Origin of the sequence: Pseudoalteromonas sp. SWXJZ10B (genome assembly GCF_015864475.1) — a bacterium.
Taxonomy (GTDB): Bacteria; Pseudomonadota; Gammaproteobacteria; order Enterobacterales; family Alteromonadaceae; genus Pseudoalteromonas; species Pseudoalteromonas arctica.
This window is the reverse complement of record NZ_JADYXD010000035.1, coordinates 1-24400: the sequence shown is the minus strand read 5'-3', so window position 1 is coordinate 24400 and position 24400 is coordinate 1. Positions and strand designations below refer to the sequence as shown.

Annotated in this window: 28 protein-coding genes and 1 pseudogene; 10 read left to right on the top strand and 19 right to left on the bottom strand. The window is 39.5% G+C overall.

The features are described 5' to 3' along the window. Positions 1–115: 115 nt before the first annotated feature. From I6F54_RS19485 to I6F54_RS19465, 5 genes are read right to left on the bottom strand one after another with little or no spacing between them, the layout of a single operon-like run. Positions 116–733, bottom strand: coding sequence for an SCO family protein (locus I6F54_RS19485; protein ID WP_165729070.1), 618 nt, complete (start codon positions 731–733; stop codon positions 116–118). Beyond that, on the bottom strand, positions 730–1659 hold the full coding sequence (cyoE, locus tag I6F54_RS19480) for a heme o synthase (RefSeq protein WP_197142724.1): 930 nt from the start codon (positions 1657–1659) through the stop codon (positions 730–732). Before cyoE ends, I6F54_RS19485 begins: the two co-directional genes overlap by 4 nt. A 12-nt stretch (positions 1660–1671) precedes the next feature. Next, positions 1672–2661 carry a COX15/CtaA family protein gene (locus I6F54_RS19475; protein ID WP_007584952.1) on the bottom strand — a complete coding sequence of 330 codons (990 nt, stop codon included), beginning with the start codon at positions 2659–2661 and terminating at the stop codon, positions 1672–1674. Positions 2662–2689: 28 nt separating this feature from the next. Then, positions 2690–3184 (bottom strand): hypothetical protein, encoded by a 495-nt coding sequence (locus I6F54_RS19470; protein WP_007584950.1) that lies wholly within the window; start codon positions 3182–3184, stop codon positions 2690–2692. Beyond that, complete coding sequence (locus I6F54_RS19465; RefSeq protein WP_165741167.1) at positions 3174–3914, bottom strand: SURF1 family protein; 741 nt, start codon at positions 3912–3914, stop codon at positions 3174–3176. Before I6F54_RS19465 ends, I6F54_RS19470 begins: the two co-directional genes overlap by 11 nt. 14 nt (positions 3915–3928) lie before the next feature. Between I6F54_RS19465 and I6F54_RS20480 the strand changes: the two genes are divergently transcribed. Next, positions 3929–4237 carry a DUF2909 family protein gene (locus I6F54_RS20480; protein WP_076916441.1) on the top strand — a complete coding sequence of 103 codons (309 nt, stop codon included), beginning with the start codon at positions 3929–3931 and terminating at the stop codon, positions 4235–4237. Here I6F54_RS20480 and I6F54_RS19455 read toward each other — a convergent pair. From I6F54_RS19455 to lexA, 5 genes are all read right to left on the bottom strand, one after another. Continuing rightward, positions 4140–5015 (bottom strand): cytochrome c oxidase subunit 3, encoded by an 876-nt coding sequence (locus I6F54_RS19455; protein WP_024594298.1) that lies wholly within the window; start codon positions 5013–5015, stop codon positions 4140–4142. The genes I6F54_RS20480 and I6F54_RS19455 overlap by 98 nt on opposite strands. A 35-nt stretch (positions 5016–5050) precedes the next feature. Continuing rightward, positions 5051–5581 (bottom strand): cytochrome c oxidase assembly protein, encoded by a 531-nt coding sequence (locus tag I6F54_RS19450; protein ID WP_002959612.1) that lies wholly within the window; start codon positions 5579–5581, stop codon positions 5051–5053. Beyond that, entirely contained in the window at positions 5581–7173 is a 1593-nt protein-coding gene (gene ctaD / locus I6F54_RS19445) for a cytochrome c oxidase subunit I (protein WP_165729067.1), read from the bottom strand. The genes I6F54_RS19450 and ctaD overlap by 1 nt, the downstream gene beginning before the upstream one ends. Then, positions 7173–8315: a cytochrome c oxidase subunit II gene (gene coxB / locus I6F54_RS19440; protein WP_024594300.1), complete on the bottom strand. Its 1143-nt coding sequence runs from the start codon at positions 8313–8315 to the stop codon at positions 7173–7175. The genes ctaD and coxB overlap by 1 nt, the downstream gene beginning before the upstream one ends. A gap of 483 nt (positions 8316–8798) precedes the next feature. Further along, on the bottom strand, positions 8799–9416 hold the full coding sequence (gene lexA, locus I6F54_RS19435; RefSeq protein WP_007584941.1) for a transcriptional repressor LexA: 618 nt from the start codon (positions 9414–9416) through the stop codon (positions 8799–8801). A 167-nt stretch (positions 9417–9583) separates the two neighbouring features. Here lexA and I6F54_RS19430 point away from each other — a divergent pair, with 167 nt between their 5' ends. Further along, on the top strand, positions 9584–10024 hold the full coding sequence (locus I6F54_RS19430) for a PaaI family thioesterase (protein WP_007584940.1): 441 nt from the start codon (positions 9584–9586) through the stop codon (positions 10022–10024). Here the strand turns inward: I6F54_RS19430 and I6F54_RS19425 are convergent, their stop codons facing one another. Next, the gene (locus tag I6F54_RS19425; RefSeq protein ID WP_008138697.1) at positions 10025–10405 is read right to left on the bottom strand and encodes a hypothetical protein; all 381 of its coding nucleotides are present in this window, start codon (positions 10403–10405) and stop codon (positions 10025–10027) included. Positions 10406–10718: 313 nt separating this feature from the next. Here I6F54_RS19425 and I6F54_RS19420 point away from each other — a divergent pair, with 313 nt between their 5' ends. Beyond that, positions 10719–11444 carry a membrane protein gene (locus I6F54_RS19420; RefSeq protein WP_024591693.1) on the top strand — a complete coding sequence of 242 codons (726 nt, stop codon included), beginning with the start codon at positions 10719–10721 and terminating at the stop codon, positions 11442–11444. 75 nt (positions 11445–11519) lie between these two features. Here the strand turns inward: I6F54_RS19420 and I6F54_RS19415 are convergent, their stop codons facing one another. Then, positions 11520–11840, bottom strand: a complete 321-nt coding sequence (locus I6F54_RS19415; protein WP_007584937.1) for a chaperone modulator CbpM — start codon at positions 11838–11840, stop codon at positions 11520–11522. Then, positions 11840–12808 carry a DnaJ C-terminal domain-containing protein gene (locus I6F54_RS19410; protein ID WP_007584935.1) on the bottom strand — a complete coding sequence of 323 codons (969 nt, stop codon included), beginning with the start codon at positions 12806–12808 and terminating at the stop codon, positions 11840–11842. The genes I6F54_RS19415 and I6F54_RS19410 overlap by 1 nt, the downstream gene beginning before the upstream one ends. Before the next feature lie 231 nt (positions 12809–13039). Here I6F54_RS19410 and I6F54_RS19405 point away from each other — a divergent pair, with 231 nt between their 5' ends. The 3 genes from I6F54_RS19405 to I6F54_RS19395 all read left to right on the top strand — a co-directional run bounded on the left by I6F54_RS19405 (position 13040) and on the right by I6F54_RS19395 (position 15768). Beyond that, positions 13040–13693, top strand: coding sequence for an endonuclease (locus I6F54_RS19405; RefSeq protein ID WP_197119876.1), 654 nt, complete (start codon positions 13040–13042; stop codon positions 13691–13693). Between the two features lie 99 nt (positions 13694–13792). Then, a complete protein-coding gene (locus I6F54_RS19400; protein ID WP_197119875.1) occupies positions 13793–15397 on the top strand; it encodes a S41 family peptidase in 1605 nt (534 codons plus the stop codon). Further along, a complete protein-coding gene (locus I6F54_RS19395) occupies positions 15397–15768 on the top strand; it encodes a hypothetical protein (RefSeq protein WP_197119874.1) in 372 nt (123 codons plus the stop codon). Before I6F54_RS19400 ends, I6F54_RS19395 begins: the two co-directional genes overlap by 1 nt. Positions 15769–15848: 80 nt before the next feature. Here I6F54_RS19395 and hmpA read toward each other — a convergent pair whose 3' ends face one another. Genes hmpA through I6F54_RS19380 form a run of 3 tightly spaced genes read right to left on the bottom strand, consistent with a single transcriptional unit; the run spans position 15849 to position 18552 of the window. Beyond that, the gene (gene hmpA, locus I6F54_RS19390; protein ID WP_165729063.1) at positions 15849–17030 is read right to left on the bottom strand and encodes an NO-inducible flavohemoprotein; all 1182 of its coding nucleotides are present in this window, start codon (positions 17028–17030) and stop codon (positions 15849–15851) included. A 20-nt stretch (positions 17031–17050) separates the two neighbouring features. Continuing rightward, on the bottom strand, positions 17051–18283 hold the full coding sequence (locus tag I6F54_RS19385) for an NnrS family protein (RefSeq protein ID WP_165741126.1): 1233 nt from the start codon (positions 18281–18283) through the stop codon (positions 17051–17053). Further along, positions 18283–18552: a hypothetical protein gene (locus I6F54_RS19380; protein WP_007584928.1), complete on the bottom strand. Its 270-nt coding sequence runs from the start codon at positions 18550–18552 to the stop codon at positions 18283–18285. The genes I6F54_RS19385 and I6F54_RS19380 overlap by 1 nt, the downstream gene beginning before the upstream one ends. A gap of 160 nt (positions 18553–18712) precedes the next feature. Between I6F54_RS19380 and norR the strand changes: the two genes are divergently transcribed. Continuing rightward, positions 18713–20269 (top strand): nitric oxide reductase transcriptional regulator NorR, encoded by a 1557-nt coding sequence (gene norR, locus I6F54_RS19375; RefSeq protein ID WP_008138686.1) that lies wholly within the window; start codon positions 18713–18715, stop codon positions 20267–20269. 32 nt (positions 20270–20301) lie between these two features. Here norR and I6F54_RS19370 read toward each other — a convergent pair whose 3' ends face one another. Continuing rightward, positions 20302–21201, bottom strand: a complete 900-nt coding sequence (locus I6F54_RS19370) for a LysR family transcriptional regulator (RefSeq protein ID WP_165741125.1) — start codon at positions 21199–21201, stop codon at positions 20302–20304. Between the two features lie 119 nt (positions 21202–21320). On the opposite strand from I6F54_RS19370, the gene I6F54_RS19365 reads away from it, so the two are divergent. Further along, positions 21321–21887 (top strand): NADPH-dependent FMN reductase, encoded by a 567-nt coding sequence (locus I6F54_RS19365; protein WP_165741124.1) that lies wholly within the window; start codon positions 21321–21323, stop codon positions 21885–21887. 26 nt (positions 21888–21913) lie between these two features. On the opposite strand, the gene I6F54_RS19360 is transcribed toward I6F54_RS19365, so the two are convergent. After that, positions 21914–22354, bottom strand: a complete 441-nt coding sequence (locus I6F54_RS19360) for a tellurite resistance TerB family protein (protein WP_165741123.1) — start codon at positions 22352–22354, stop codon at positions 21914–21916. 99 nt (positions 22355–22453) lie between these two features. Between I6F54_RS19360 and I6F54_RS19355 the strand changes: the two genes are divergently transcribed. Then, positions 22454–22834 carry a hypothetical protein gene (locus I6F54_RS19355; RefSeq protein WP_165741122.1) on the top strand — a complete coding sequence of 127 codons (381 nt, stop codon included), beginning with the start codon at positions 22454–22456 and terminating at the stop codon, positions 22832–22834. A 2-nt stretch (positions 22835–22836) separates the two neighbouring features. Here the strand turns inward: I6F54_RS19355 and I6F54_RS19350 are convergent, their stop codons facing one another. Further along, the gene (locus I6F54_RS19350) at positions 22837–23430 is read right to left on the bottom strand and encodes a hypothetical protein (protein ID WP_197142722.1); all 594 of its coding nucleotides are present in this window, start codon (positions 23428–23430) and stop codon (positions 22837–22839) included. A gap of 145 nt (positions 23431–23575) precedes the next feature. On the opposite strand from I6F54_RS19350, the pseudogene I6F54_RS19345 reads away from it, so the two are divergent. After that, positions 23576–23911, top strand: a pseudogene (locus I6F54_RS19345) (sugar O-acetyltransferase); the annotation flags it as partial. Positions 23912–24400: the final 489 nt, after the last annotated feature.

Genomic DNA, 24400 nt, shown 5'->3' with positions numbered 1-24400 from the left:
CCCGATGGGTTAAGCCAAAACCATCTAAGTATCCCCATAAAAAGAAAAATGCCAGTCAGCTTAACTGACTGGCATTAAGCCTAAAGCTCCTTTAAAATTGGTAAAAAGTAAAAAACTAGTTTTTATAGTAATCAGCTATTTTTTTAAACTCTTCAGTTAAAGTCGTCGCATTAATTAATGGCACACTACCTTGTTTAAATTCTGGTTTAAAAATAGCTCTAACGGCTCCATTTTGATCAACCATAGCGACCGAGGCACTATGATCAACAGCATATTCTGATTCACTACTATCGCTAATGGCGTAAATTAAACCAAGCTCTCGAACAACAGGAAAAAGGTGTTTATGTTCCCCTGATACAGCTAAAAAGTCTGGGTTAAAGTAATCTATATATTGCTTTCGTTTAGCTGGTGTATCGCGTTTTGGATCGACCGATAAAAACCAAATTTGCAGCGGATAATCTGCTTGTAAGTTTTTATAAACAGCATTTAACTTAGCAAGTGTTAATGGACAAATATCTGGACAGCTTGTATAGCCTAAAAATACTAAATTCCACTGTCCTACAAATTGTTGCTTAGTCACTAATTCACCGCGCTGATCGTTTAGCGTAAAATCAGACAGTGGCTTTGCATTTTCGTAAACTAATGCATCTACATCTGGTGGACTATTTTCATTTGAACATGCTGATAAAAACGAAACTAAAATAACAATTAATCCAAGCCATAACTGCTTCATAAAGTGAGCCATTTATCTATAAATAAGATTACAAAGAGTACCATTAAATGAATAATCGAAAAACGAAATAAGTCCATTGCAGTCTCATCATTTCCAGCAATTTTTAAATTGACCGCCTTATATATAAACACGGCATTTAATACACATGCACCTATCAAATAGATTAATCCAGACATACCGATTAAATAAGGTAATACGCAAACAACAGCGAGTAAAACAGAGTAAGCAACGACGCACGTTTTACAAAAATCGATACCATGGGTTACTGGTAACATAGGGATTTTAGCGCGTTCATAATCACTTTTTCGTGCTATAGCCAGCGCCCAAAAGTGTGGTGGGGTCCAGGTAAATATTATCATTACGAGTAACCAAGGGGCTGCTGCCATTTGGTTTGTTTCTGACACCCAACCTAATAATGGAGGCATTGCGCCAGCCAACCCACCTATAACAATATTTTGCGGCGTTGCACGCTTTAAAAATGATGTATAAACAAATGCATAACCTACCAATGCAAATAACGTTAATATAGCGGTTAAGGTATTAGCCCACACCATCAGCATAATAAAACCCGCAACCCCAATAACAGCTGCAAAACTAAGCGCATGTGTTTTACTTAAACGCCCTTTAGCCACAGGGCGATGACGAGTCCGCGCCATTTTTGAGTCTATCTCGCTATCAACCACATGATTAATAACCGCTGCAGCAGCAGAAAGTAGCCCTATACCTAACAAGCTAATAAACTGTACGACCATACCGCGCCCTACATCGGGAGCCAGCGCTAAACCAACCCAAGCTGTTAGTACCAGCATGGCTACCACTTTAAATTTACTAATTGCTAAGTAGTCTTGCAGCAAACTATGAGTACGCGAAATTAGCGATTGAGTATTAACGGGTAGCAGTATTTTTTTATCAATTATAAGTGCCATCATATTTCCCCTTTATGTGCGTGATTTTAGGTAATAACACAACCTAACCATGCTTAATAACAGTATGGCTGCCATCAAGTTATGCGCCAGTGCAACTCCCAACGGAATATGCCAATGTACTAAAATAAGCCCTAAGCTAATTTGGCAAAGCAGAACAAGTAATACACTCACAACGCAATTTTTAATTTTTTTAGAGTACGCTTGGCTGTATATTTTCCACATAATTAACGCCAGAACAATGCAAGTAACGAGTGCCCAAATGCGATGTAATAAATGAATAGACATACGCGCTTGCTGCGATAACACACCAAACTCATAATTACTGTGCTCAAGTGGTAATTGAAATACGCTACTCAATGAAAACGGTTGTGCGTAATTACACAATGGCAAACCACTACAATGTGGAGCGGCGTAATTTGCAGCCAGCCAACCACCAAGTGCAATTTGGATAATTAATACACTGAGCGCTACTAAACTTAAACCGAAATAGCGTTTTGCGCCGCTATCGCCACCCATAATAGGTTTTGCGGTTAGCCGTAAATATAAAAGCGTTATAAGTGACAAAATACTAAAGCCACCTAATAAGTGGCCCATTACAATAAGCGGCTGAAGGTTCATGGTTACTGTCCACATACCAAGAGCAGCCTGAAACACCACTAGTAGAAGTAAAGCCAAAGGCAATTTAACTGGCGTAGTTGGATATTGGCGTTTTAAAAAAGCCAACACAAATAAACCTAAAATAAGTAAGCCTAAAGCACCTGCAAAGTAGCGATGAATCATTTCTTTCCACGCTTTTGCGGTTTCGAACATCATATCGGGGTAGCTTTGAGTTGCTAAGGCTATGTCAGCCTCATGCTTAGGTACCGTTAAAAAACCATAACAACCAGGCCAATCGGGGCACCCTAAACCTGCATCACTTAAGCGGGTGTACGCACCTAAAGCAACTACAATCAAAGCGAGTAATCCTGTTATTAATACTAAGTTTTTATAATTTTTATACATCAGATACTCCAACTTAAGCTCAACTTAGTTAGCTAGAACGAGAATAGTTAAGTAATTTTTTTAGATCTTTTAATAACCCTTTTTGTACTAAACGGTTTTCTTGTGGCTCGACCTTAAAGGGATATTCAAGTACCACTAACCCCATATGATCAATCAAATACAAACTTGCAGGATTTAAACTCTGTTGCTCGGTAATAATTTTCCATGGTAGGTTTTTATTGTCGGGACTTCCCATTACAGCCATATCAACCTTGCCTTGGTTTTTACCAAGTGCCACATATAAATTATTAAGTGCATTGAGTTGTTCGCTGCATGGGGTGTTACATTCGTTTGAATAATTAAGTGCGATAGTCCATTGCTTGGGATTATTTTGCGGCCAATTTTTAAGTTTTATTTCTTGGCTTAAAAACTCGCCATTATTAGTAATTGCAGTAGGCAACCAATCAAACTTTAATGCGCCATATGCCAAAATTAATGGGATAGCGCAGCAGCCCACAAACAACACAAGGGGGTTATTTTTCATTATGTGTCCTTTTTTTACTCGCAAAAATAGCCACAACAGCACATGCAATAGCAATTAAAAACCATTGCACAGCGTAGGCATTATGCTTTTGAGGGCTCATAACAACTGCCTCATAATGAGGTGTTGCAATCTCATCACCAGTACCTTGTCTGTAAGCCATAAAATTAATTAATGATTGCTGGCTTTGAGTGTTCAGCATATTCAAGTCGATAGATTGGATTCTTGTAGGTAAGTCGTTATTTATAGTTTTATCTTCAAGCGTAAAGCTACTTAGGTTATTTTCTTTTATTTGCGCTTTAAGAATAAAAACACCTGTAGGCAGAGTAACCTTTGGCAGTGTATCTCTAGATATAGGCGCTTTTACCCATCCTAAATTAACTAAAATCACTTTTTCTTCGCTGGCTGGCTTTAGTAAAGCAAGTAGGTCGTACCCTACTTGTCCGTTATAAACTTGATTATCTAAAAGCCAATATTGGTTTTGTACAAACCGCCCTTTTAACTCAACCAATACACCTGTTTTGTTCCAGCTATCAGGCAGGTTATGTAATTGAGACCAACTCATCACACCACGAGTCTGTTGCTTAGCAATAGCGGTTAGTTGCTGCTGTTTTTGCTCACCCCGCTCCAACTGCCAAAATCCTAGTCGCACACACACAAGTACAACAACCACAACCATACAAAGTGTGATTAGTGAACTAAGCTTTTGTTTGTGCCATAAAACTAACTGCATAAAGGGTCAACTCAGTGATTATTAAAATTATTATCGTACTGTTGTTAATATTTATACTTTTTAACTTATTTAGAGCATTGTTTATTATGGTGTCAGGGAAAACTGGGGGACGACCTATGTCTCACTTTTTAGGTCGTCGCGTATTGTTTTCGGTCGTTGTTTTAGTTGTTGTTATTGCAGCGCTTAAACTTGGTTTTATTAAAGCAAATAATTCGCCAATAAACGCTACAGCACATATACAAATACAAACAAACACAGCCACACCACATCAACAAAGTGCCAATACCAAGCAGCTGCTTGAAAAGCAAAATGCTTATCTTTAGTAAAGTGCCCTTTTAATATCCGTAAAAATATTACAAATAAAAGTACGGTTCCTAACGTTACATGCATGCCATGAAAACCAGTCAATAAAAAGAACGTATTACCGTAAATGCCCGCATCTAGCGTTAGGTTAAGGTCATTATATGCATGCATGTACTCCTCAACTTGCAGCCCTAAAAAGCAAACGCCCAATAAAATAGTAGCGCCTAAAAAAACTTTAAGTGGAGTGCGTTTATTGTTTTCCATCGCTACGTGGGCAAAATGTAAAGTAACTGAGGAAGTAAGCAGTATTAAGGTATTTATAAGCGGTAAGCCTTGCCAGCCCATAGCTTGAGTAGTTTCACCAGCAGGTGTTGAAACTAGCGGCCAAACAGCTTCGAAAGTTGGCCATAAAACCTCGTTAGTCATTGCATTATTGCCTGCGCCTCCAAGCCAAGGTACCGACAATACGCGTGCATAAAAAAGCGCACCAAAAAAGGCCATAAAAAACATAACTTCAGAAAAAATAAACCAGCTCATACCTTGTCTAAAAGAGCGATCCATTTGTGCTGAGTACAAACCTTGGTCCGATTCATTAATTACATTTTTAAACCAGCTAAACAACATATACACAAGTACAGCAATACCGGCATAAAGCAGATAAACCCCGCTACCACCTTCTTTACCTACACTCATAACAGTCAAGCCTGCCCCTACTGCAATAAAAAACAATGCAACAGCACCTACAATAGGCCATGGGCTTTGCTCAGGTACGTAATAATGCTCATATTCTTGATTCATTTTATTTACTCCTAGTTTCACACTAGTTTAAAAAGCTAGTTGTTACTTGCCACCAGCTGTTCACTAATATCAAATACGGTATAAGATAAAGTTAATTCTTCAATATCGCTCGGCAGTGCGGTATCAACATAAAAAAGTAATTTAAATTCAAGTTCTTCCCCTGCTTTTAGAGGTTGCTGATCAAAGCAAAAACAGGCTATTTTGTGTAAATACTTTGCCGCTTTACCTGGCGAGACTGATGGTACAGCCTGCATTACTTTATCTAGGTTGCTGTTATTTTTAGCACTAAACATTACTTCACGCATTGCACCGGGTTTTACCACTACACTGTATTCTTTTGATTTAACTTCAAACGGTGCACCACTTTGTGCGTGAGTAGTAAAGCTAACGCCGACTTCTCGGTTTTGTACTATTTGTGTACTTTGCTCTGCTTGCTCAAGCGAAGGTTTTCCATTAAGCCCTGTTACATCACAAAACACGTCATACAAAGGTACTAAAGCAAAGGCAAAGGCAAACATGCCTATGCAAATAAGTACCAAACGTTTGAGTAGCGGTGCGTGTGTCATTACTTAATTACCGGCGGCGTAGAAAAAGTATGATATGGCGCTGGAGAGTCAACTTCCCACTCAAGCCCTTCTGCCCCTTCCCATACTTTTGCAGGCACTTTATCACCGCCACGCGCGCATTTAATTACCACAGCTACAAACAACAATTGCGATAAACCAAAGGCAAATCCACCAATACTTATGATTGCGTTAAAGTCGGCAAATTGAAGTGCATAATCGGGAATTCGACGCGGCATACCGGCAAGCCCTACAAAATGCATAGGAAAAAACAGTACGTTCACACTCACCAGCGATAGCCAAAAATGCCATTTAGCTAGCGTGATATTAAACATGTTGCCTGTCCATTTGGGTAGCCAATAATAAGCACCTGCCATTATCGAAAACACAGCCCCTGTTACTAATACATAATGAAAATGCGCCACTACAAAATAAGTATCGTGGTACTGAAAGTCAGCAGGTGTAATTGCCAGCATCAAACCCGAAAAGCCACCTAAGGTAAACAGCACAATAAACGCAATACTAAAAAGCATTGGCACTTCAAAAGTTATTGAGCCTTTCCACATTGTGGCAACCCAATTAAATACTTTTACTCCTGTAGGTACCGATATAAGCATGGTCGCGTACATAAAAAACAACTCGCCAGCGACCGGCATCCCAGTGGTAAACATATGATGAGCCCATACAATAAAGCTCAATAGTGCTATGGAGGATGTGGCGTATACCATTGAGGCATAGCCAAAAAGTTTTTTACGAGAAAAGGTAGGTACTATTGTAGATATAATGCCAAAGGCAGGAAGAATCATTATGTATACTTCGGGATGACCAAAAAACCAAAAAATGTGTTGGAACATCACCGGGTCGCCACCGCCTGCGGCATCAAAAAAGCTGGTCGCAAAATACTTATCGGTAAGTACCATAGTGACAGCTCCTGCAAGCACTGGCATTACCGCTATTAATAAAAAGGCAGTAATTAACCACGTCCATACAAATAAGGGCAACTTCATCCATGTCATGCCTGGGGCACGTAAGTTCACTATGGTTACAATCACATTGATTGCGCCCATTATTGAACTAATCCCCATAATATGTACGGCAAATACAAACAATGCAGTATTATCATTACTGTATGTTGTAGACAGTGGTGCATAAAAAGTCCAACCAAATGCAGGACCCCCACCAGGCATAAATAACGATGCCAATAGGATTAAAAACGCAAACGGTAAAATCCAAAAGCTCCAGTTATTCATTCTTGGCAATGCCATATCTGGCGCGCCAATCATGAGTGGTATCATCCAGTTAGCAAGGCCTGTAAAGGCCGGCATAACCGCACCAAACACCATAATTAAACCATGCACTGTGGTCATTTGATTAAAAAAGTGAGGATCGACCAACTGTAAACCTGGTTGAAATAATTCAGCTCTGATCACCATGGCCATTCCACCACCAATTAAGAACATGGTCAGCGAAAAAATTAAATATAAACTACCTATATCTTTATGATTAGTTGTGTAAAGCCAGCGTTTAAAACCTTTAGCTGGGTGATGAGCATGATGAGCTTCATTGGCGTTAGATTGTTCTACTATGCTACTCATTAGTTCGCCTCCACTTTGGCATCAAGTGCTGCCTGTATTTGACTCGGTTGAATAACATCACCCGTATCATTACCCCACGCATTACGTTTATAAGTAATAACCGCTGCTAATTGCTTTATAGATAACTGTTTGGCAAATGCTTGCATTGCCGTACCGGGTCGCCCATGGATAACTACATCAATGTGATCTTTTATATCGCCAAGCACTATAGGGCTGCCTTTAAGTGCAGGAAATACACCCGGTAACCCCATGCCAGTAGGCTGATGACATGCAGCACAATTGGCCATATATACTTGTTCGCCTAAAGTCATTAATTCTTCTTTTGGGAGGGTTTTATCAAGTAATGCGGCATCTGCTAATGCTGCTTTTTGTTTAGCTTGCTTTGCATCTGCAAGCCACGTTTTAAAATCAGCCTCAGATTTAGCGACCACCACAACGGGCATAAAGCCATGATCTTTACCACACAACTCAGCACATTGGCCTCGGTAAGTACCTTCTTCGTTTATGTTCGTCCATGTTTCGTTTATAAAGCCGGGATTCGCATCTTTTTTAACTGCAAAATCAGGTACCCACCAAGAGTGAATAACATCGTCAGAAGTCATTAAAAATCGTACTTTTTGATTTATTGGCAGTACGAGAGGTTTATCAACCTCAAGTAAGTAGTTAGGATTTTTATCTGCAAGATTCGCTATTTCATCTTGCGGGGTAGATAAAATAGAGTAGAACTCTACATCTTCACCCATATATTCATAATGCCATTTCCATTGCGAGCCTGTAATTTTAATAGTGAGATCAGCTTTGCTGGCATCTTCCATTGCAATTAGGGTTTTAGTGGCTGGTACTGCCATAGCAATTAAAATAACAAACGGGATTGCAGTCCAAAGTATTTCTACTTTAGTGCTTTCGTGAAATTGGGCAGGTACAGCCCCTTTAGATTTACGGTGATGAATAAGTGCCCAAAACATAATTGCGAACACTATCACCCCAATCACACAACATATTATAAATATGGTCATGTGCAGCTGATATACATTATTGCTTATATCGGTTACGCCTTTGCGCATATTGTATTGGCTGTTAGCCAAAACTGGGTGCGAAAAAACACATAATATAAGCCACAAGGTAGAGGTCAGTTTACCCATGTGACGGCTCCTTTGATGCTATTGCGAATGCAAAGCGAAGAGGCATACGGCTTAAACGCCAATTCGTTATTTTTATTTTTTTAGTCAATCTCATTTAATATTGATTGGTTTTGCTGCGCCAACAACGGGTTTGTGTATATTGTGTGTTCTCAAAACTAAAAAGCTGTGAGTTATTATTAGCTCAGCACATTAATAATTAGCTAAAAAATGAACAACAAGCAAGTTTTAGTATAAAAAACAATCAGGTGATATTGAGTAATTAATAAAAAATCAGTAACCAACTAGGTAACAGGAAGTTCAAAAGATGAGCAAAACAAAGGGGTTTAACGCATTCGGAGGGGGAAAATATAAGTGCAAAAAAGTTTACAGCTTAAATTGTCAGTGAGCTATTTATGCCCTATTTTTAGTGCGAATTTAAAACAGAAAATGCGTACTAATTAGTACGCATTTATAAAACTGCTTGTTTAAAAGCTATTTTTAAAGTCACATCCAATCAGCGTTTCTTATAACGCCAACGGCTAAGCCTTCAATATTAAAAGACTCATTCTCAAGATCTACTTCAATAGATTCAAAATCGTCGTTTTCAGCATGAAGTAATACTTTACGACCCGCTTTCTCAAGACGTTTTACAGTTACGTCTTCGTCTAGGCGGGCAACAACAACTTGCCCGTTTTCAGCGGTTTGAGTACGATGTACAGCAAGTAAATCACCATCCATAATACCAATATCTTTCATGCTCATACCGTTAACGCGTAGTAAAAAATCTGCAGCCGGTTTAAACATTAATGGATCGATTTTGCAGTGACTTTCAACGTGCTCTTGCGCCAAAATAGGTGAACCAGCAGCAACACGCCCTATAAGCGGTAAACCTAATTGTTCTGGCTCTTCTTCTTCAATTAACTGAATACCACGGCTTGCACCTGGTTTCATTTTAATTGCGCCTTTTTTAGCAAGTGCTTTTAAATGTTCTTCAGCAGCATTGGCACTTTTAAAACCTAATGTTTGCGCTATTTCAGCACGTGTAGGAGGCATACCAGTGTCTTTAATAAAAACTTTAATTAGTTCGAGTATTTGAGCTTGGCGGTTCGTTAATGGTCGCATACAACTGGTTTTCCATACAGTACATTTAACTGTGAGTATATACAGTTAAATAAAAATCGCAAATTTAAATTAAGCCTTAAAATAGCCAAAGTAATTTCACTTGTGTACATTTTAGGGATATAACTAACGCTAGGTTTATAAATGATTAAAAAAGCAAAGGAGTCATTATGAGTATTTGGTACCAGCCCATCACTTTAGAGCTGTGCAAGCAGTTAGAACAAGGCATTGATGGCCAAGGAACATTAATGAAAACCATGGGAATAGAAGTCACTGAAATTGGTGATGATTACTTAGTAGCCACTATGCCGGCAATTCCTGAGCATCATAACCCAATGGGAATGGTTCACGGCGGTGCTAACGTTGTACTTGCCGAAACAGTTGCCAGCTATGCAGCTAACTTTGTTGTCGATTTTACAAAATTTTACTGCGTGGGGCAGGAAATTAGCGCAAGTCATTTAAAAGCATCTCGCAACGGCACTTTAACAGCAACGGCAAGAGCGTTTCATATTGGCAAACGTAGTTCAGTGTGGGAAATAAAAATTACAAATAGCCGCAATGAGCTGTGCTGCGTATCAAAAATGACCGCAGCAGTCGTAGAGCGAAGATAGTTACTTTTCGATTGGGTAAATTGTAATTTCCATACCCGCACCAATCGCAGATATACGTAGTAATGTATCTGCATCTAAGGCTTGATTAAAGCACTTAGGGGAAGTGCCTGATTCAAAACCAATATCAAACGTTCTACGTGAACAGCTTAACCATTGCTTTAGCGCGTTACGCGAACACGATTCAATAAGCTCACATATATGGTTTATTGCTTTGTCAGGCGTGTTTACTACACCTGTTGCTTCAATACGCGCTAATTGACGGTATTCGTCTTTGTCATAATGTAAAATCGTCGCGACTTTTTTCAAGTCTGCCACTAGCAAACTAATATCTTGCTTTGATTCAAGCTCAAGATCTACATTTAAAAATTGAATTTCCGACATCGTTTCGTATTTATCCTCTAATAATTTCATTGCAAACTTTAACGCAGTTTTACCGTTATACCAAATCAACTATGCTCTATTAACCACTTTATATAGATATTTCGCAGCTTTTAAGTATTTTTTAGCGTTTAAAGCTAGCTGGATATCAAACACTCAGCTCAATTAAACAAATAAGTCATGTTAGCAATTTAAGTGTAATCTTTTTTATTTTTAAATGATTACAGTAAGCTATAGTTTAAACTGCGACAAAATGTCGCAGTAACTAATCCCATTAATGTAATAAACTAGCCTCTAAAAATAATAAGACTAAAACATGAATAAAAAAATATTTAAGTATGCTCGCAAGTTACATAAATGGCTCGGTTATTTGCTCACATTACAAATTTTAGCTTGGCTATTAGGCGGTTTAGTCATGAGCGCTATTCCTCTTGATAAAGTTCATGGGGAGCATCTTGCAACACGTACTCTTAATAACCCATTTACGCAGGCTGATTATGTTGCCTCCCTTAACGATATTGCATCTCAGGTGGTTAATCCAACACAAATAATTTTTGAGAACTTTTTAACCACACCTATAATTACAGTAATAAATAAAGATGAACAGCAAAGCTTTAACGGTATAACAGGCCGGCCTTTTGAGCCGCCAACTAAAATACAAATTACCGCAAATGCTAAAGCACACCTACTTATTGATGCTCAAGTGACAAGCGCTGTACTGCTAAAGCAAGGTATGCGAGAAGTTGGATATAAAACCAATGTTTGGCAGGTACAATTTGACGACACATTTAACACAACACTGTACTTGTCAGAAAATAACGGCAGAGTTGTCACCGTTCGCAGCACACTATGGCGAATTTTCGACTTTTTTTGGATGTTACATATTATGGATTACGATGAGCGAGAGGATTTTAATAATCCGCTGCTTATTAGTTTTGCAGCAACCAGCGTACTTTTTTGCCTAAGTGGAATATTACTACTTATGCAAAACATACGACTAAAACGATTTATCCGAATTAAAAGTAAGAATAAATCAAAGTAGTCATATTGATTTTTAAGAACTAGCGCACTCTCACCAAAGAGTAAATAAGCCCTAGGAAGTACCCAAGGGCAGATTTTATTCCAAGTGTTTAAATCGACTCAAATGTCGCTTTAACATTTCGTTTTCGAAAATCAACTCATCACGCTCATCCAGCAATTGTAAAACTAAAGCTATTGCCGACCAATCTAACGAAAAGTCATGTTGAATACGGGCCGCTTTTTTAACTAAGGTCACTGCAGATACCGTAAATTGCCACTGCGTAACATGCTTCCCCTCAATTGGAACCGCAATATTGTGCTCAACTAGCTCATATAAAATTGCTTCGCTAATATCACTACTCAAACATAGCTCTTTGCTAGTAAGTAAATCATCTTTTTGTGTCACGATAATTTGCATTATGGCTTGCTCCAGTTATTACGGGGATCAAAGTGAGCTTTTTCGGCTAATTCTTCCCACAGTTTTTTACTGGTATCATCAACAGATGTTGGATTAACAATTTTAAGCACAGCAAATAAATCACCTTTGGCTTTTTTACTCATTAATCCCTTGCCTTTAATACGCAAGCGTTGGCCAGACTGACTATTAGATGGAATAGTTAATTGGATTTTGCCTGCCAACGTAGGTAAATTTATTTTTGTACCAAGAGCCGCTTCCCATGGTGCAAGAGGGACGACTATATTTAGGTTATGACCTTCAACATCAAATAATGGGTGGGGCACTAAACTAATTTGTAAGTACAAGTCGCCATTTTGCCCGTTCGCTGACCCTAATCCGCCTTGCCCTTTTAGTCGAATTCGTTCGCCATTTACTGAGCCTGCGGGAATTTTCACTTTAAGTGATTTTTTAATTTCAGAGACACGACCACTACTATCTCGCTGCGGTAACATAAACTCAACAGGCTTAACGGTATCAACTAAAGTCTCTTCAAGAAAAATCGGGAACTCTATTTCCACATCTTGTCCTTTTTGCGCGCGAGCGGCGTTACTTCTGCTCTGCCCGGAACGATTGAATCCACCGGCGCCGCCAAACATTGAATTAACAAAATCAGAAAACTCTTGATCGGTTTGAGGATCGCTTTGCTGATAATTACTTTGCGATGAGGCATTGTTACCACCATAATTACCTTGCTGTTGACGAGCACGATTTTGTTGATGACGACGTAACTCGTCGTATTTAGTGCGTTCTTCTTTGTTATGAATGACTTCGTAAGCTTCTGCTATTTCTTTAAACTTATCTTCTGCTTGAGGCTCTTTGCTTACATCTGGGTGATATTTTCTGGCTAACTTTTTATAAGCTACTTTAACCGCTTTATCGTCTGCATCAGGCGATATTCCAAGCACTGCATAATAATCAACAAATTTCATTTGCAATCCAAATCCCCATATTGAGTAAGCTTTAAGCATACTCCTTAACGTATAATCTTGTGTGGTTAAAATACGATAAATAGTAAGAAATAAATGAATAGTGAAAATAACTTTGAATAAAAAATTAATCGGACACTTTTTAGTAATATAAGTGCAGGCCTTAAGTTAACTTTATCTTTTATCTTCAAGGCTTTAAACTGCCTGTTCCTGTAGTTCACATTTGTGATGGATATGACTCGATTTATTCTGGCCTTACTGGCTTGTTGTGTGTGCGTTTCGGTATCAGCCGAACAATTTACCCGTTTTTCAACAGCTAAAAGACATTTAATTAAAACCCTCCCTGACAACGCCAAAAGTATTTACTGCGGTTGTGATATTAAAAAAGAAGGCAAAAAACTCGTTCCTGATCCTTCTAACTGTGGTTACATTCCTCGAAATACACTTACCCGCTCAGGCAAAGTAAATGTGCGAGCACTACGCATTGAGTGGGAACATATTGTTCCGGCGTGGGAATTTGGTCATCAGCTACAATGTTGGCAAGATGGCGGACGTAAAAACTGCCGTAAAGTAAGTGCTAAATTTAGAAAAATGGAAGCTGATATAAATAACTTAGCGCCAGCTATTGGCGAAATTAATGCCGATCGCTCTAATTATCGTTTTGGCATGCTTAGCGAAAACGCCACACAGTATGGTCGCTGCGAAGTAAAAGTAAACTTTAAGCAACGTGTAGTTGAACCGCCTGTCTATGCACGTAAACGTATAGCCGACACTTACGCTTACATGCAGAAAACATACGGTTTAAAAATCTCTGATAAACAGCAAAAGTTATTTAATGCGTGGAAAAAGCAAGCATTTGCAGATACAAGTAGTGCGAGCAAGCTCTAAGCTTTAACACTCATTTACATAAATCAAAGTTATAAATGTTGAATAAACGAGCGAGTGTTGTAATATTTTAAACAACTTATTTACAGAAAGTCCTTAACTATGTTTAAAAATAATAAAACCTCGCTTGCCATTTTTGCAGCACTTTCGGGCTTTGCTTTAACGGGTTGTGGCGGCGGAGGCGGTATCGACTCTGCTCCTGTAGTTACAACACCTGTTAGTAGCAGCCCAACATGGACAGCGGCGGTATTTGAGCCCTCTAACGATTTAAAAAACTTTTGCGAAACCCCTCGTACGGGTAACGATCCCTTTAATAACAACAACCCCTACCCAGATCAAGCGGGTTCTGCCCTTTATGAAAAGCTCTGGCTTCGCTCTTGGAGCGACGAAACCTACCTTTGGTATGATGAGATTGCCGATAACGACCCTGAAAGCTTTACAACAGTAGCCGATTACTTCGCTCAATTAAAAACAGAGCAGCTTACCGACTCAGGGGCAAAAAAAGATAACTTTCATTTTTCAGAACCTACTGAAGATTACTTTCAAGAAGCGCAATCGGGCGTTACTTCTGGTTACGGTATAAATTGGGCGTTTATTGGCGATACAGCCGACCGTATTTTACGCGTCGCTTATCTTGAAGATGATTCACCTGCAAGCCAAATAGGCTTTCAACGTGGTGATACTGTACTTTCAGTTGACGGTGTTAGCATTAATACCAATACAGAGTCGGGTGTAGATACGCTTAACGAAGGTTTATTTAGTCCTACTAACGGCGACTCACATACTATTGTTGTACGCAGTAACGATGGCGCCGAAAAAACATTTAATGTAACCGCTGGTAATATTGAACAAACACCTGTTCAAAATGTTAAAACGATTACAACCGCAAATGGTTCAAGCGTGGGTTACATGCAATTTAATAGCCATATAAGCATTGCCCAAGAAGGACTTATTGATGCGGTAAATAAGTTTAAAACCGATGGTATTGATGAGCTTGTAATCGACTTTAGATATAACGGTGGTGGTTTATTAGCACTGTCGGCACAATTAGCTTATATGGTTGCCGGTAATGCCAACGTTAACAACCGCTTTTATTATCAAACTCAACAAAACGATAAACAACCTGTTGATTCGCCTTTTCCATTTATTGATGAAGAAATAGATTACTCTACTTTTTTTAGCACAGGTGAAAACCTACCTGATTTAAACCTATCAAAGGTTTATGTATTAAGCACATCAGGCACCTGTTCGGCATCAGAAGCTTTTATTAATGGTTTAAAAGGTATAGACGCAGAAGTTATTTTAATTGGCGACACAACCTGCGGTAAGCCCTATGGCTTTACCCCAACTCATAACTGCGCAACAACCTATTACACTATTCAGTTTAGTGGCGTAAATAGCAAAGGATTTGGCGAATACGCTGCGGGTTTTACACCAACCCCTACTCCACAATTTGATGCTGATGTTCAAGGTTGTGAAATTGAGGACGACTTTGATCATCAGTTAGGCGACAGTGACGAGGCCGTTTTAGCCACCGCATTATTTCATGTTGAAAATGGCAGTTGTCCAGTTAGAACGGCTGCTGCAAAAGCAGAACCAGCTAATTTTTCAAGCTCTCGTGAATCTCTCATTCCTTTAAATATGCCGGTACAATTTACCCAGCGTAATATGGACTTAACTTGGCCAACGCTGGGTGAGGAAAGGTAATGGCTAAATTATTACTCCCATTAGCCACCTTGCTCGCTTTAGGCGGATGCCAAAGTGTAGATAATGAGCCTGCTAAACCCGCTATATTAACGAGCGTTAATCCCAGTGTTATTACAACACTACAACAGGCAATTCAACAAGCTAAGGGAGGCACATTAGTAACACTTGCCGATTCGGTATTTACTAAACGTAGCGAACTGCTAATTGATCATGCAATGAGTAAAGGGTCTGATGGCAGAGTAATTATGGGCGCGCATAATATAAAATCTGAGAAGTTTATTTTGCAACTACGTAATAACCAATGCGAGCTTTACTATCCTAAAAAAGAGCTTACTACAGTACTTGAAGGTGTTACCTGTAAAGAGTTATAAGGCACTTTATTAATGTTTATAAATTAATAAAAAAGGCGCGCAGCATATCGCTGCGCGCCTTTTTCTATTTTAAAGCGTTATTACAAGTCTTGATGCGGACCAAACACTTCATAATGAATCTGCTCGTTTTTAACACCTAATTCAAGTAACTGGTTTTTTATAAATGCCATAAAACCGGCAGGACCACATAAGTAAAAGTCACCATTACTCAATGGTAGCTGTGCTTGTACTGCGTTTAGGTTCATTAACCCAGTAAAGTCAGCGCCCTCTGTCGCTTGGTTAAACCACGTCATTGTTTGTAAACGGTTATAAACTGCATTTAACTCATTTAAATATTTTGAAAACGAATGCTGCTGAGTATTTTCGCAGGCATGTAAATACATAATCTCTTGATTAGAGTTGTCACTTAATAACGTTTCAAGCATAGCCAGCATTGGCGTTTGCCCAACACCTGCTGAAATGAGTACCGCTGGGTTTGTGTTATTGCGTAAAAAGAAGTCTCCTGCCGGCGGGTATAACTCAACAATAGTGCCTTGCTCTAATGAGTGTAAATAATTAGACACCATGCCAGGCTTTGGCTGTAGCTCTTTTTTAACACTAATACGGTAGTTTTTAGCGTTACTTTTTTGCGAAATAGAATACTGGCGAATTTCTTCATATTCAGCGCCCTCTGGCTTAACTTTAATACCTAAATACTGCCCTGGTTTATGTGTAATAACAGCTTCGCCATCAACTGGCGTAAGTGTAAAGCTCGTTACTAGTTCTGATTCAGCCTGTTTGTTGGTTATTTCAAATTGGCGAGTTCCCGCCCAACCACCGTGTTTATTTTTACTGTGCTCATACAAAGCAGCTTCTTCGGTTATACAAATATCAGCAAGTACGCCGTAAGCTTCGCGCCAAGCGTATTCAACATCGGGAGTAAATTGCTCAGGAATAAGCTCTTTTAAAGTACCAATTAAATGCGCACCTACAATAGGATAATGCTCAGGTAAAATATTCAAGCTTGTATGCTTATGATTAATACGTGTTAGCGCTTCTTTTAATACGGCTAAATTATCAATATTTTGTGCATACGCAGCCAATGCATTAAAAAGTGCAAATTGCTGACGACCTGTATCTTGATTCGCCATATTAAAAATATTTTTAAGCTCAGGATTATGGCTAAATAAACGCTTATAAAAATGATCGGTAACAACCGTACCCGCCTGCGCTAATAACGGAACTGTGCTTTTTACAATCTCAATGGTTTTATCAGATAACATATGTGTTTCCTATGGATGAACTAACCACGACGCCCATCAACACGACGCCGCGTTAATATAGGTGTGCAGTGAATTAAAAATAATGAAAAAGCCACTAACCACAGCAAAGCACTTATTTGCCAAGCAAGGTGAGGCCCAATAATAAAAGGGAGTAATGAACGAGTAATAGCGGCCACAAGCAAAAACGCAAAAGCAACAGCCATGTAATGAGGAATAGCGAGTGTCCGCCCTGTATGACCATGTGATACACGCGTCATCATTGCTAAAATCATCATACCTATTGTGCCAATAGTGATTAAGTGCAGCGCATCTTTAAATTGTATTGCACTGCTATAAAAGCTAAATGCAACCATCATTAACCCTACGCCTAACGCTAAGTAGGAAAAATGTAAAGACCATAACAACGGCACTCTCAATACCTTGCTATCCCACCAAAAACCTGCCCTGACCAGGTGAAGCGCAGCAACAGTTGCAACAACTAACGCAGGATTAATCGTGTTCAAAAACAACTTGTTGATGAAAAATAAAGTGATAGCCAAAATAGATAAATACATCACCGCTTTATCTATTTTAGGAGTGCGAACTTGTGCGGTTAAACCTAGACCTTTAGCGGTAAAAAATGGTAAAACGCGACCCGCAACAATGCCAACTAGTAAAGTAATGACCAGTACTGCGGTATCAACCACACCAAGTGCAAGCTGCATGTTTTGTTTTAAAACAAGTATTAAATACAATACATTGAGCCCACAAAGCACAGCTAAAATAGCTAAAAACGGATAGTTACTTTTGCTATTGGCTTTTAATAACATATTAGCCAGTACTGCTATGGCGCCTAGCCACCAAATAACTTGTAATGTAAGTGCAGCATATAAATTAAAATGAGCAATATCAGGCAATATCACAAAAAAGGCTAAGCGCGCTGCAAGCCATATAAACGTAAGCCACATAAGGGCTTTCCCACTTATGCTCGGTACGCCTGTCCATGTTTGTGCAGCGGTAAGTAAAAAGCCAACAGCTACAACTCCTGCAAAGCCAAACAGCATTTCGTGCGCGTGCCATAATGTCGCAGGTATCGATGAGTGCCAACTTGCATGGCCTGTTAAAATAAGTAGCCAATACCCCACCGAAAAAAATGCCAATAAGCCACCGCCTAAAAAGAAAGGTCTAAAAGCGAGCATCCATAATGGCCATTGAGATACTTGATGAATAGCAACGCGGGCTGGCATTGGCTCAGTTAAGTTTATAGGGCGCATTATCGTACCTCTTGCCCTAAACCATGTTGTGCAACACAGCGCAGTACGTAACTTACTTTTAAAATAGCAGCAATAACAATAGTGCCAATATGAGCTGATACTTGCACCGCCATGGAAAAGTACTCAGCAAACGGGTAGCTAATTAAAATACTTGCCGTAATACACACTAAACTCACAGCTAATGCAGTATTGGCAGCAAATAATACTGTTTCGTATAGTGAACTAAACTGTGTTTGATTATTTAAATTATTCAGCATTAGTGTGTTCATGGCGATCTCTGTAACTAACTACGTTACTTAGCTATTACACATACTGTGCCAATAATTTTATTCATTTAAATTCAATAAGTTAAATTAAATCACTTTACACTATAAGTCTTTATGACCTACTATAAATTAACTCACAAAAACACAAACAGGTCATTTTGACATGAACCAGCAATTCAACCTTACCCAAGTTGCTCTAGAGCTTGCTCAAAGTACACTGCACGAGCATAGTTTTGATCAATTACTAGCAACGGTTGAGCGGGTGATTCCTAGTGATGCAAGTGCGTTATTAGTGCTTCAGGGCGAGCAATTAAAACCACTGGCAATTAAAGGGTTAATGTCCGACAGCCTTGGCAGACGATTTAAAATAGTAGAGCACCCTCGCCTAGAAGCTATTTGCAAAAGCACACTCGCGCTACAATTTGCGCACGACTGCCCACTACCCGATCCATACGACGGATTGCTATTAGCTAAAACCGGCGACATACCGGTACATGCATGTTTAGGTTTACCCCTTTATGATAAAAACGCACTACTTGGCGTACTTACGTTTGATAGCCTTAACGCCAATGCATTTAACAGCATAAGCGCTGATACACTCAATACCTTACAAACGCTGTGTAGTGCGCACTTTAAAACAGCTTTAGAGCTTGCCCATTACAAACAGCATGCACAGCACTCAAGTGCATTAGTGCAAGAACTAAATCGTGAAGCGTTAACACGGGACGGCGGTGAAATTATTGGTCAAAGTCCGCTAATGCAAACACTTAAAAACGAAATTAAACTCGTTGCAGCATCTAACTTTAGCGTGCTTATATTAGGTGAAACAGGGGTAGGGAAAGAGCTTGTAGCGCGTAATATTCACTTAAATTCAGCTCGAAAAGATCAACCGCTTATTCACTTAAATTGTGCATCACTTCCTGAGAACCTTGCTGAAAGTGAATTTTTTGGTCATGCGAAAGGGGCTTTTACAGGCGCACAAAATTCGCGCCAGGGTAAATTTCAATTAGCTGATGGCGGCACGTTATTTTTAGATGAAATAGGCGAACTGCCCCTGGCCATGCAAAGTAAACTATTACGAGTGCTACAAAGTGGCGAAATACAAACGGTAGGGGAAGACACGCCAAAGTACGTAGATGTACGCGTCGTTGCTGCAACCAACAGAAACTTAAAAGAAGAAGTAGCTCAAGGTCGCTTTAGAGCCGATTTATACCATCGCCTCAGTGTCTACCCTATTACTGTGCCACCACTTAGTAAACGCGAGCACGACATAACACTCTTAGCTGGTTATTTTATTGAGCAAACAGCCCGTAAATTAGGGATAAAACAATTAAAACTAAGCCCTGAAGCGCAAGTACTGCTTAATCAGTACAACTGGCCAGGTAACGTTCGCGAGCTTGAACATGTCATTAGCCGCAGCGCCCTAAAAGCAAAACAAAGCCAATGGCAAAATCCAATAATAACCATTACAAGCGAGCACTGTGATTTAACCCCAAGTGCGCCACAAAACTCTCTAGTAGCAAGCCAAAGTACAACCAACACCTTGATCAACCAACCTTTAAAGCAAGCTGTAGAATCGTTGCAATACAACGTAATTACCGAGCAATTAAAGAAGCATAACTACAACTGGTCAGCAGCAGCAAGAGTACTTGAATTAGATAGAGCTAACTTAGTACGCTTGGCTAAACGCCTAGGCATAGAAGTAAAAAAAACACTATAATCATTTAAAACACAGCTAAAATGCTGCTAAAACTATTGATTAGCAGCTAACTTACTAAAGTGTGTTTTTAACAACCCTGCAAAAGCTTGTACTTTAGCAGTGCGATGTACTAGGTGATGCGTGACTAACCATACATCGGTAGGCCAGCTTAACTCACTGTGTAATATAGGTACTAAATCAGAATATTGCGCCGCTACGTCATGCTGTAATCCGCCAATGCCTAGCCCTTTAATTATTGCACGAGTCGCTTCTGCGGTTTCAGATACTCGCAGCTTAATTTGCGATGCAGGAATATGTTCATCAGCCCATGCAAAATAAGGCACGCGGGCATTAAAACCCGCTACACCCGATACAAAATTATGTTGCTGTAAATCACTTAATAATTTAGGCATGCCGTACTTATTAATGTAACGCTTATTAGCATACAAGCCAGACGAAAGCTGCGCCAAATGCTGAGCAATATAATCGCCCTCATCAGGTCTTGGGCCTGCACGCACTGCAATATGCGCTTGTCCGTGATCGAGCCTTAACCTTTTTTGTTCTAAAATAACTTCTAACTGCACTTGCGGATGTAGCGCCTGAAATTGCTCACATACATCACCAAGTACATCCATAAAACCACTTACCGTCGTTAGTAATAAACTCCCTCTAAGGGTGCTATCGGCTGCTGCTATATCGTTATGTAACTGCTCTAAGGAGCTATGAATAGTTTGCGCCGTTGCAAATAACTTGGTGCCAATTTCAGTAACCTTGTAACCACGGGCATGGCGATGAAAAAGCCGTGCATTTAAGTTTTTTTCAAGATTATTAATTCGTCTAAGCACTGTGCTGTGGTGCACATTAAGCTCTTCTGCGGCCGCCGTTAACGTACCTAAACGCGCCACTTCAAACGCCACTTTAACGTCTTGCCAATCTTCAAATTTAATCGCCATTCTGCTTACCTTATACTTATGTGCATTTACGCACACAAGTGTTGCGTTTATTGGGGTTTTCTACAAGCAAAATTTTGCTACATTAGCGTTGTAAGTTTAAACACTAAAAGGTCACTAGCATGTCAGCACCAAAAATTATCGCCCTAGCAGGAAGTCTTCGACAAGAAAGCTTTAATCAAAAAATTATTAATGAGGCAGCACGTTTTGCTCTACAAACAGGTGCTGAAGTAGAAGTAATAAAACTAAACGAATTAAACATCCCACTATTTAACGAAGATATTGAAGCGCAAGGTACACCAAGCGATGTACAGCTTTTAAAAGATAAACTACGTGCAGCTGATGGTATTTTACTAGCAAGTCCTGAGTACAACGGTTCCATTACCGCTGCACTTAAAAATGCTATTGATTGGGCCTCACGTACAGAGCAAGGTGCGGTTCCAGCTTTTCGCAATAAAGTAGTCGCTTTATTTTCAGCATCCCCAGGCGGGCTTGGCGGGTTACGCGGTTTAAATCATGTACGTGATATATTAAGTGGTATTGGGTCGTTAGTACTTGCAGATCAACTTGCAATACCCGCTGTACACACGTTGCTTGATGAAAATGGCCAAATTAATGAACCTGTTACAGCTGAAAAAGTATCAGCACTTGCTCATCAGTTAGTAAGCGTAGCAAGTAAATTAAAATAATTTAGTACGCCTTACCAAATAACTAATTACTTTGTCGCCGCTATTTTTGCGGCGATAAAGTCTGTATGCGTTACATATAAAAGCCCAGCTACTTTACGTATTACATAGTCTTCTTGCGGATCTATTTCGCCATCAGCATAGGCCAAGCGCCATAGTAGTTCTATTATTTCAATGCGCTGAACTGCACTACAATGCTCATTAATTTGTTTTGAAAACTGAAAGTAGTCAATAGCGCCTTCTAAACTACTTGCTGCGTTAGTGGTTAGCTCTTCAACTTCTGAATCTGTTAAATTAAAGTATTTTTTTAAGGTTACAGTCAGGGTTTGTTGTTCATTATGGTCAAGCTTAGTATCAGCACGCATAACCTCTATAAGCAATGCCGCAACTGCTGTTTTTAAATCATGCTGCTTTATACTAGGTTCCTGATCATCGAATACAGCAAAAAGCTGCTTTATTTGTTTGAACATCACATTATCCCTTTTTGGGTGTTAGACTAAAGATAAAGAAATCGAACTTGTATGAGTAGTTAATGGGTATTAAGTTCGCAAATTAAAGGATACATTTTTATGAAAGGATTAAATACACCACGCTTAGTTATTGGCAGCGCATTGGTGGCCCTTTCGAGCGTCGGCACTGTATTTGCCGAAACTGTCGAAAAAGAAAAATCATACGACTTTGATAATAAAGTACATTACTACCAAACTAAAATTGGCGAAGACAACTATAAAATAGAAATACAGTCAGACGATTACAAACACTTCGCTAATCAAAGTATGTTTTTACTGCGCCATGCAGATAGGTTATGTCGTGGCAGAACCTTTATGTTAAAGGTCCTAGAAGGCGTGCAAGAATACGAACGCTTTCCAACTAAACCACGAGCCTACCAACCAGCCTTAAATGTTTTACTACAATGCGAAACTAAAGAAGATACAAACAAGGGTAAGTAACCTTAGTCTTTATAACCCCAAGGTGCTGATGGTGGAGTAATCGGTTTCGTTAAATCAAAATCCACCTTAAACTCACGTCCTTGGCGAATTAATCGATAAGTAAATACTTCTGGGTAAATATACATTTGCCATGTATTACCTACAGACTGTGCAATGCCTTGTTTTACAAATAACTCTTTAGAGTATTGGTCTGCTGGAAACGACTGTATTTGCGCAGACCCTGCATCAAGCGTATGGCCACCATACATGGTTGATGCGTCGTCAGTTCCATCTTTATGACGATGATCGTGCTTTAAACTTAAGCCACTCCCCGTTTTAGTTATGATCCACGTACGTGATGCATCGTCTCCTACATGAAACGGCACTTGTAACTCAGTCTCGCTACATTTACGTACATGCATAACCAGCTTTTTATCTGTAAATGAGCTTGGCCCTTTCGCGTTATCTACCGCTACTTCACCTTCAAAAGCTTTACCGCAATGCGCTGCAATACTATTAAAAAAGGCATTATGAGTAGGAATAGACACTAACGGTGCAGGGCGTGCAAAAGCTGTCGATGAAGCAACTATTAAGGTTGCTGCAGTTAATAATTTCATATGTTTCTCGTTATAGTTATTTTAAAACACCTGTAATAGTACAGTTTTCTTAAGTACTTTATTAGAAGTATCTATATAAAATTTAGAACAAGACAACTAGGTAAAACTACTAAATAGCGATTAACGACTAAATATCTCAGCCTTCATTAACAATCCTACTTTTATAAATATTAATTACACACCTCAACTAGCCACTGGCCAATTATTTAATCACCATTTGTGATGCCTGCTTAATTGGCCCGAAAGTTCAGCTTTTAGCTGTGTCACATGCTACTAATCCAGCAAAAAGGCTTAGTAAGAAAACTTTGCAGCGCCTATCGCGTTAGCCAATAACGCATGGGTTGGCACAGGTGTAATTATTTTAGAGGGTGTGAGTATTGGTGAAAACAGTATTGTGGGTGCGGGTGCTGTCGTTACTAAAAATGTAATGCCTAATACCCCAGTAGCGGATAATCCAGATCGTGAAATAAGAACACTGTAGTTATTCTCGATGTGATTTTAACGTTGGGAGTCGCTACGCTCGCATCAGCGAGCACTTTAACTCGTTAAATTAAGTGAATTATTCACTAAGAGACACTCCGCTATAGAGGAATACCTGAATCACTTTTTCTACAAGCATAAAAAAGCCCGAATCGTTAGATTCGGGCTTTCTACAATGTGAAGCTTGTGTAATGTCATAGTGCCCACAGCAGTAGAAAGTCACGTAGCAAATGCTAATTTATTGGCCGACTGGGGTATTGAGGATTCTTGTTGTGATTTTAACGTCGGGAGTCGCTATGCTTGCCCGCCCTGCGGGCTAGGTGTTGATGTGAGTGTGTGTTAATTACGCACATTTCACTTTTCTGCAGACGTAAAAAAGCCCGAATCGTTAGATTCGGGCTTTCTACAATTTGAAGCCTGGTAATGTCCTACTTTCACATAGCAAATGCTACACTATCATCGGCGCTGTTTCGTTTCACTACTGAGTTCG

What these genes read in the sequence shown, in the direction of transcription:
- norR (WP_008138686.1), top strand. Translation starts at nt 18,713, where the DNA reads ATGAACCAGCAATTCAACCTTACCCAAGTTGCTCTAGAGCTTGCTCAA.
- I6F54_RS19410 (WP_007584935.1), bottom strand. Translation starts at nt 12,808, where the DNA reads ATGAAATTTGTTGATTATTATGCAGTGCTTGGAATATCGCCTGATGCA.
- I6F54_RS19395 (WP_197119874.1), top strand. Translation starts at nt 15,397, where the DNA reads ATGGCTAAATTATTACTCCCATTAGCCACCTTGCTCGCTTTAGGCGGA.
- I6F54_RS19465 (WP_165741167.1), bottom strand. Translation starts at nt 3,914, where the DNA reads ATGCAGTTAGTTTTATGGCACAAACAAAAGCTTAGTTCACTAATCACA.
- I6F54_RS19415 (WP_007584937.1), bottom strand. Translation starts at nt 11,840, where the DNA reads ATGCAAATTATCGTGACACAAAAAGATGATTTACTTACTAGCAAAGAG.
- I6F54_RS19370 (WP_165741125.1), bottom strand. Translation starts at nt 21,201, where the DNA reads ATGGCGATTAAATTTGAAGATTGGCAAGACGTTAAAGTGGCGTTTGAA.
- I6F54_RS19430 (WP_007584940.1), top strand. Translation starts at nt 9,584, where the DNA reads ATGAGTATTTGGTACCAGCCCATCACTTTAGAGCTGTGCAAGCAGTTA.
- I6F54_RS19360 (WP_165741123.1), bottom strand. Translation starts at nt 22,354, where the DNA reads ATGTTCAAACAAATAAAGCAGCTTTTTGCTGTATTCGATGATCAGGAA.
- cyoE (WP_197142724.1), bottom strand. Translation starts at nt 1,659, where the DNA reads ATGGCACTTATAATTGATAAAAAAATACTGCTACCCGTTAATACTCAA.
- lexA (WP_007584941.1), bottom strand. Translation starts at nt 9,416, where the DNA reads ATGCGACCATTAACGAACCGCCAAGCTCAAATACTCGAACTAATTAAA.
- I6F54_RS19420 (WP_024591693.1), top strand. Translation starts at nt 10,719, where the DNA reads ATGAATAAAAAAATATTTAAGTATGCTCGCAAGTTACATAAATGGCTC.
- coxB (WP_024594300.1), bottom strand. Translation starts at nt 8,315, where the DNA reads ATGGGTAAACTGACCTCTACCTTGTGGCTTATATTATGTGTTTTTTCG.
- I6F54_RS19470 (WP_007584950.1), bottom strand. Translation starts at nt 3,184, where the DNA reads ATGAAAAATAACCCCCTTGTGTTGTTTGTGGGCTGCTGCGCTATCCCA.
- I6F54_RS19485 (WP_165729070.1), bottom strand. Translation starts at nt 733, where the DNA reads ATGAAGCAGTTATGGCTTGGATTAATTGTTATTTTAGTTTCGTTTTTA.
- I6F54_RS19475 (WP_007584952.1), bottom strand. Translation starts at nt 2,661, where the DNA reads ATGTATAAAAATTATAAAAACTTAGTATTAATAACAGGATTACTCGCT.
- hmpA (WP_165729063.1), bottom strand. Translation starts at nt 17,030, where the DNA reads ATGTTATCTGATAAAACCATTGAGATTGTAAAAAGCACAGTTCCGTTA.
- I6F54_RS19355 (WP_165741122.1), top strand. Translation starts at nt 22,454, where the DNA reads ATGAAAGGATTAAATACACCACGCTTAGTTATTGGCAGCGCATTGGTG.
- I6F54_RS19350 (WP_197142722.1), bottom strand. Translation starts at nt 23,430, where the DNA reads ATGAAATTATTAACTGCAGCAACCTTAATAGTTGCTTCATCGACAGCT.
- I6F54_RS19385 (WP_165741126.1), bottom strand. Translation starts at nt 18,283, where the DNA reads ATGCGCCCTATAAACTTAACTGAGCCAATGCCAGCCCGCGTTGCTATT.
- I6F54_RS19365 (WP_165741124.1), top strand. Translation starts at nt 21,321, where the DNA reads ATGTCAGCACCAAAAATTATCGCCCTAGCAGGAAGTCTTCGACAAGAA.
- ctaD (WP_165729067.1), bottom strand. Translation starts at nt 7,173, where the DNA reads ATGAGTAGCATAGTAGAACAATCTAACGCCAATGAAGCTCATCATGCT.
- I6F54_RS19400 (WP_197119875.1), top strand. Translation starts at nt 13,793, where the DNA reads ATGTTTAAAAATAATAAAACCTCGCTTGCCATTTTTGCAGCACTTTCG.
- I6F54_RS19425 (WP_008138697.1), bottom strand. Translation starts at nt 10,405, where the DNA reads ATGTCGGAAATTCAATTTTTAAATGTAGATCTTGAGCTTGAATCAAAG.
- I6F54_RS19405 (WP_197119876.1), top strand. Translation starts at nt 13,040, where the DNA reads ATGACTCGATTTATTCTGGCCTTACTGGCTTGTTGTGTGTGCGTTTCG.
- I6F54_RS19450 (WP_002959612.1), bottom strand. Translation starts at nt 5,581, where the DNA reads ATGACACACGCACCGCTACTCAAACGTTTGGTACTTATTTGCATAGGC.
- I6F54_RS19380 (WP_007584928.1), bottom strand. Translation starts at nt 18,552, where the DNA reads ATGAACACACTAATGCTGAATAATTTAAATAATCAAACACAGTTTAGT.
- I6F54_RS19455 (WP_024594298.1), bottom strand. Translation starts at nt 5,015, where the DNA reads ATGAATCAAGAATATGAGCATTATTACGTACCTGAGCAAAGCCCATGG.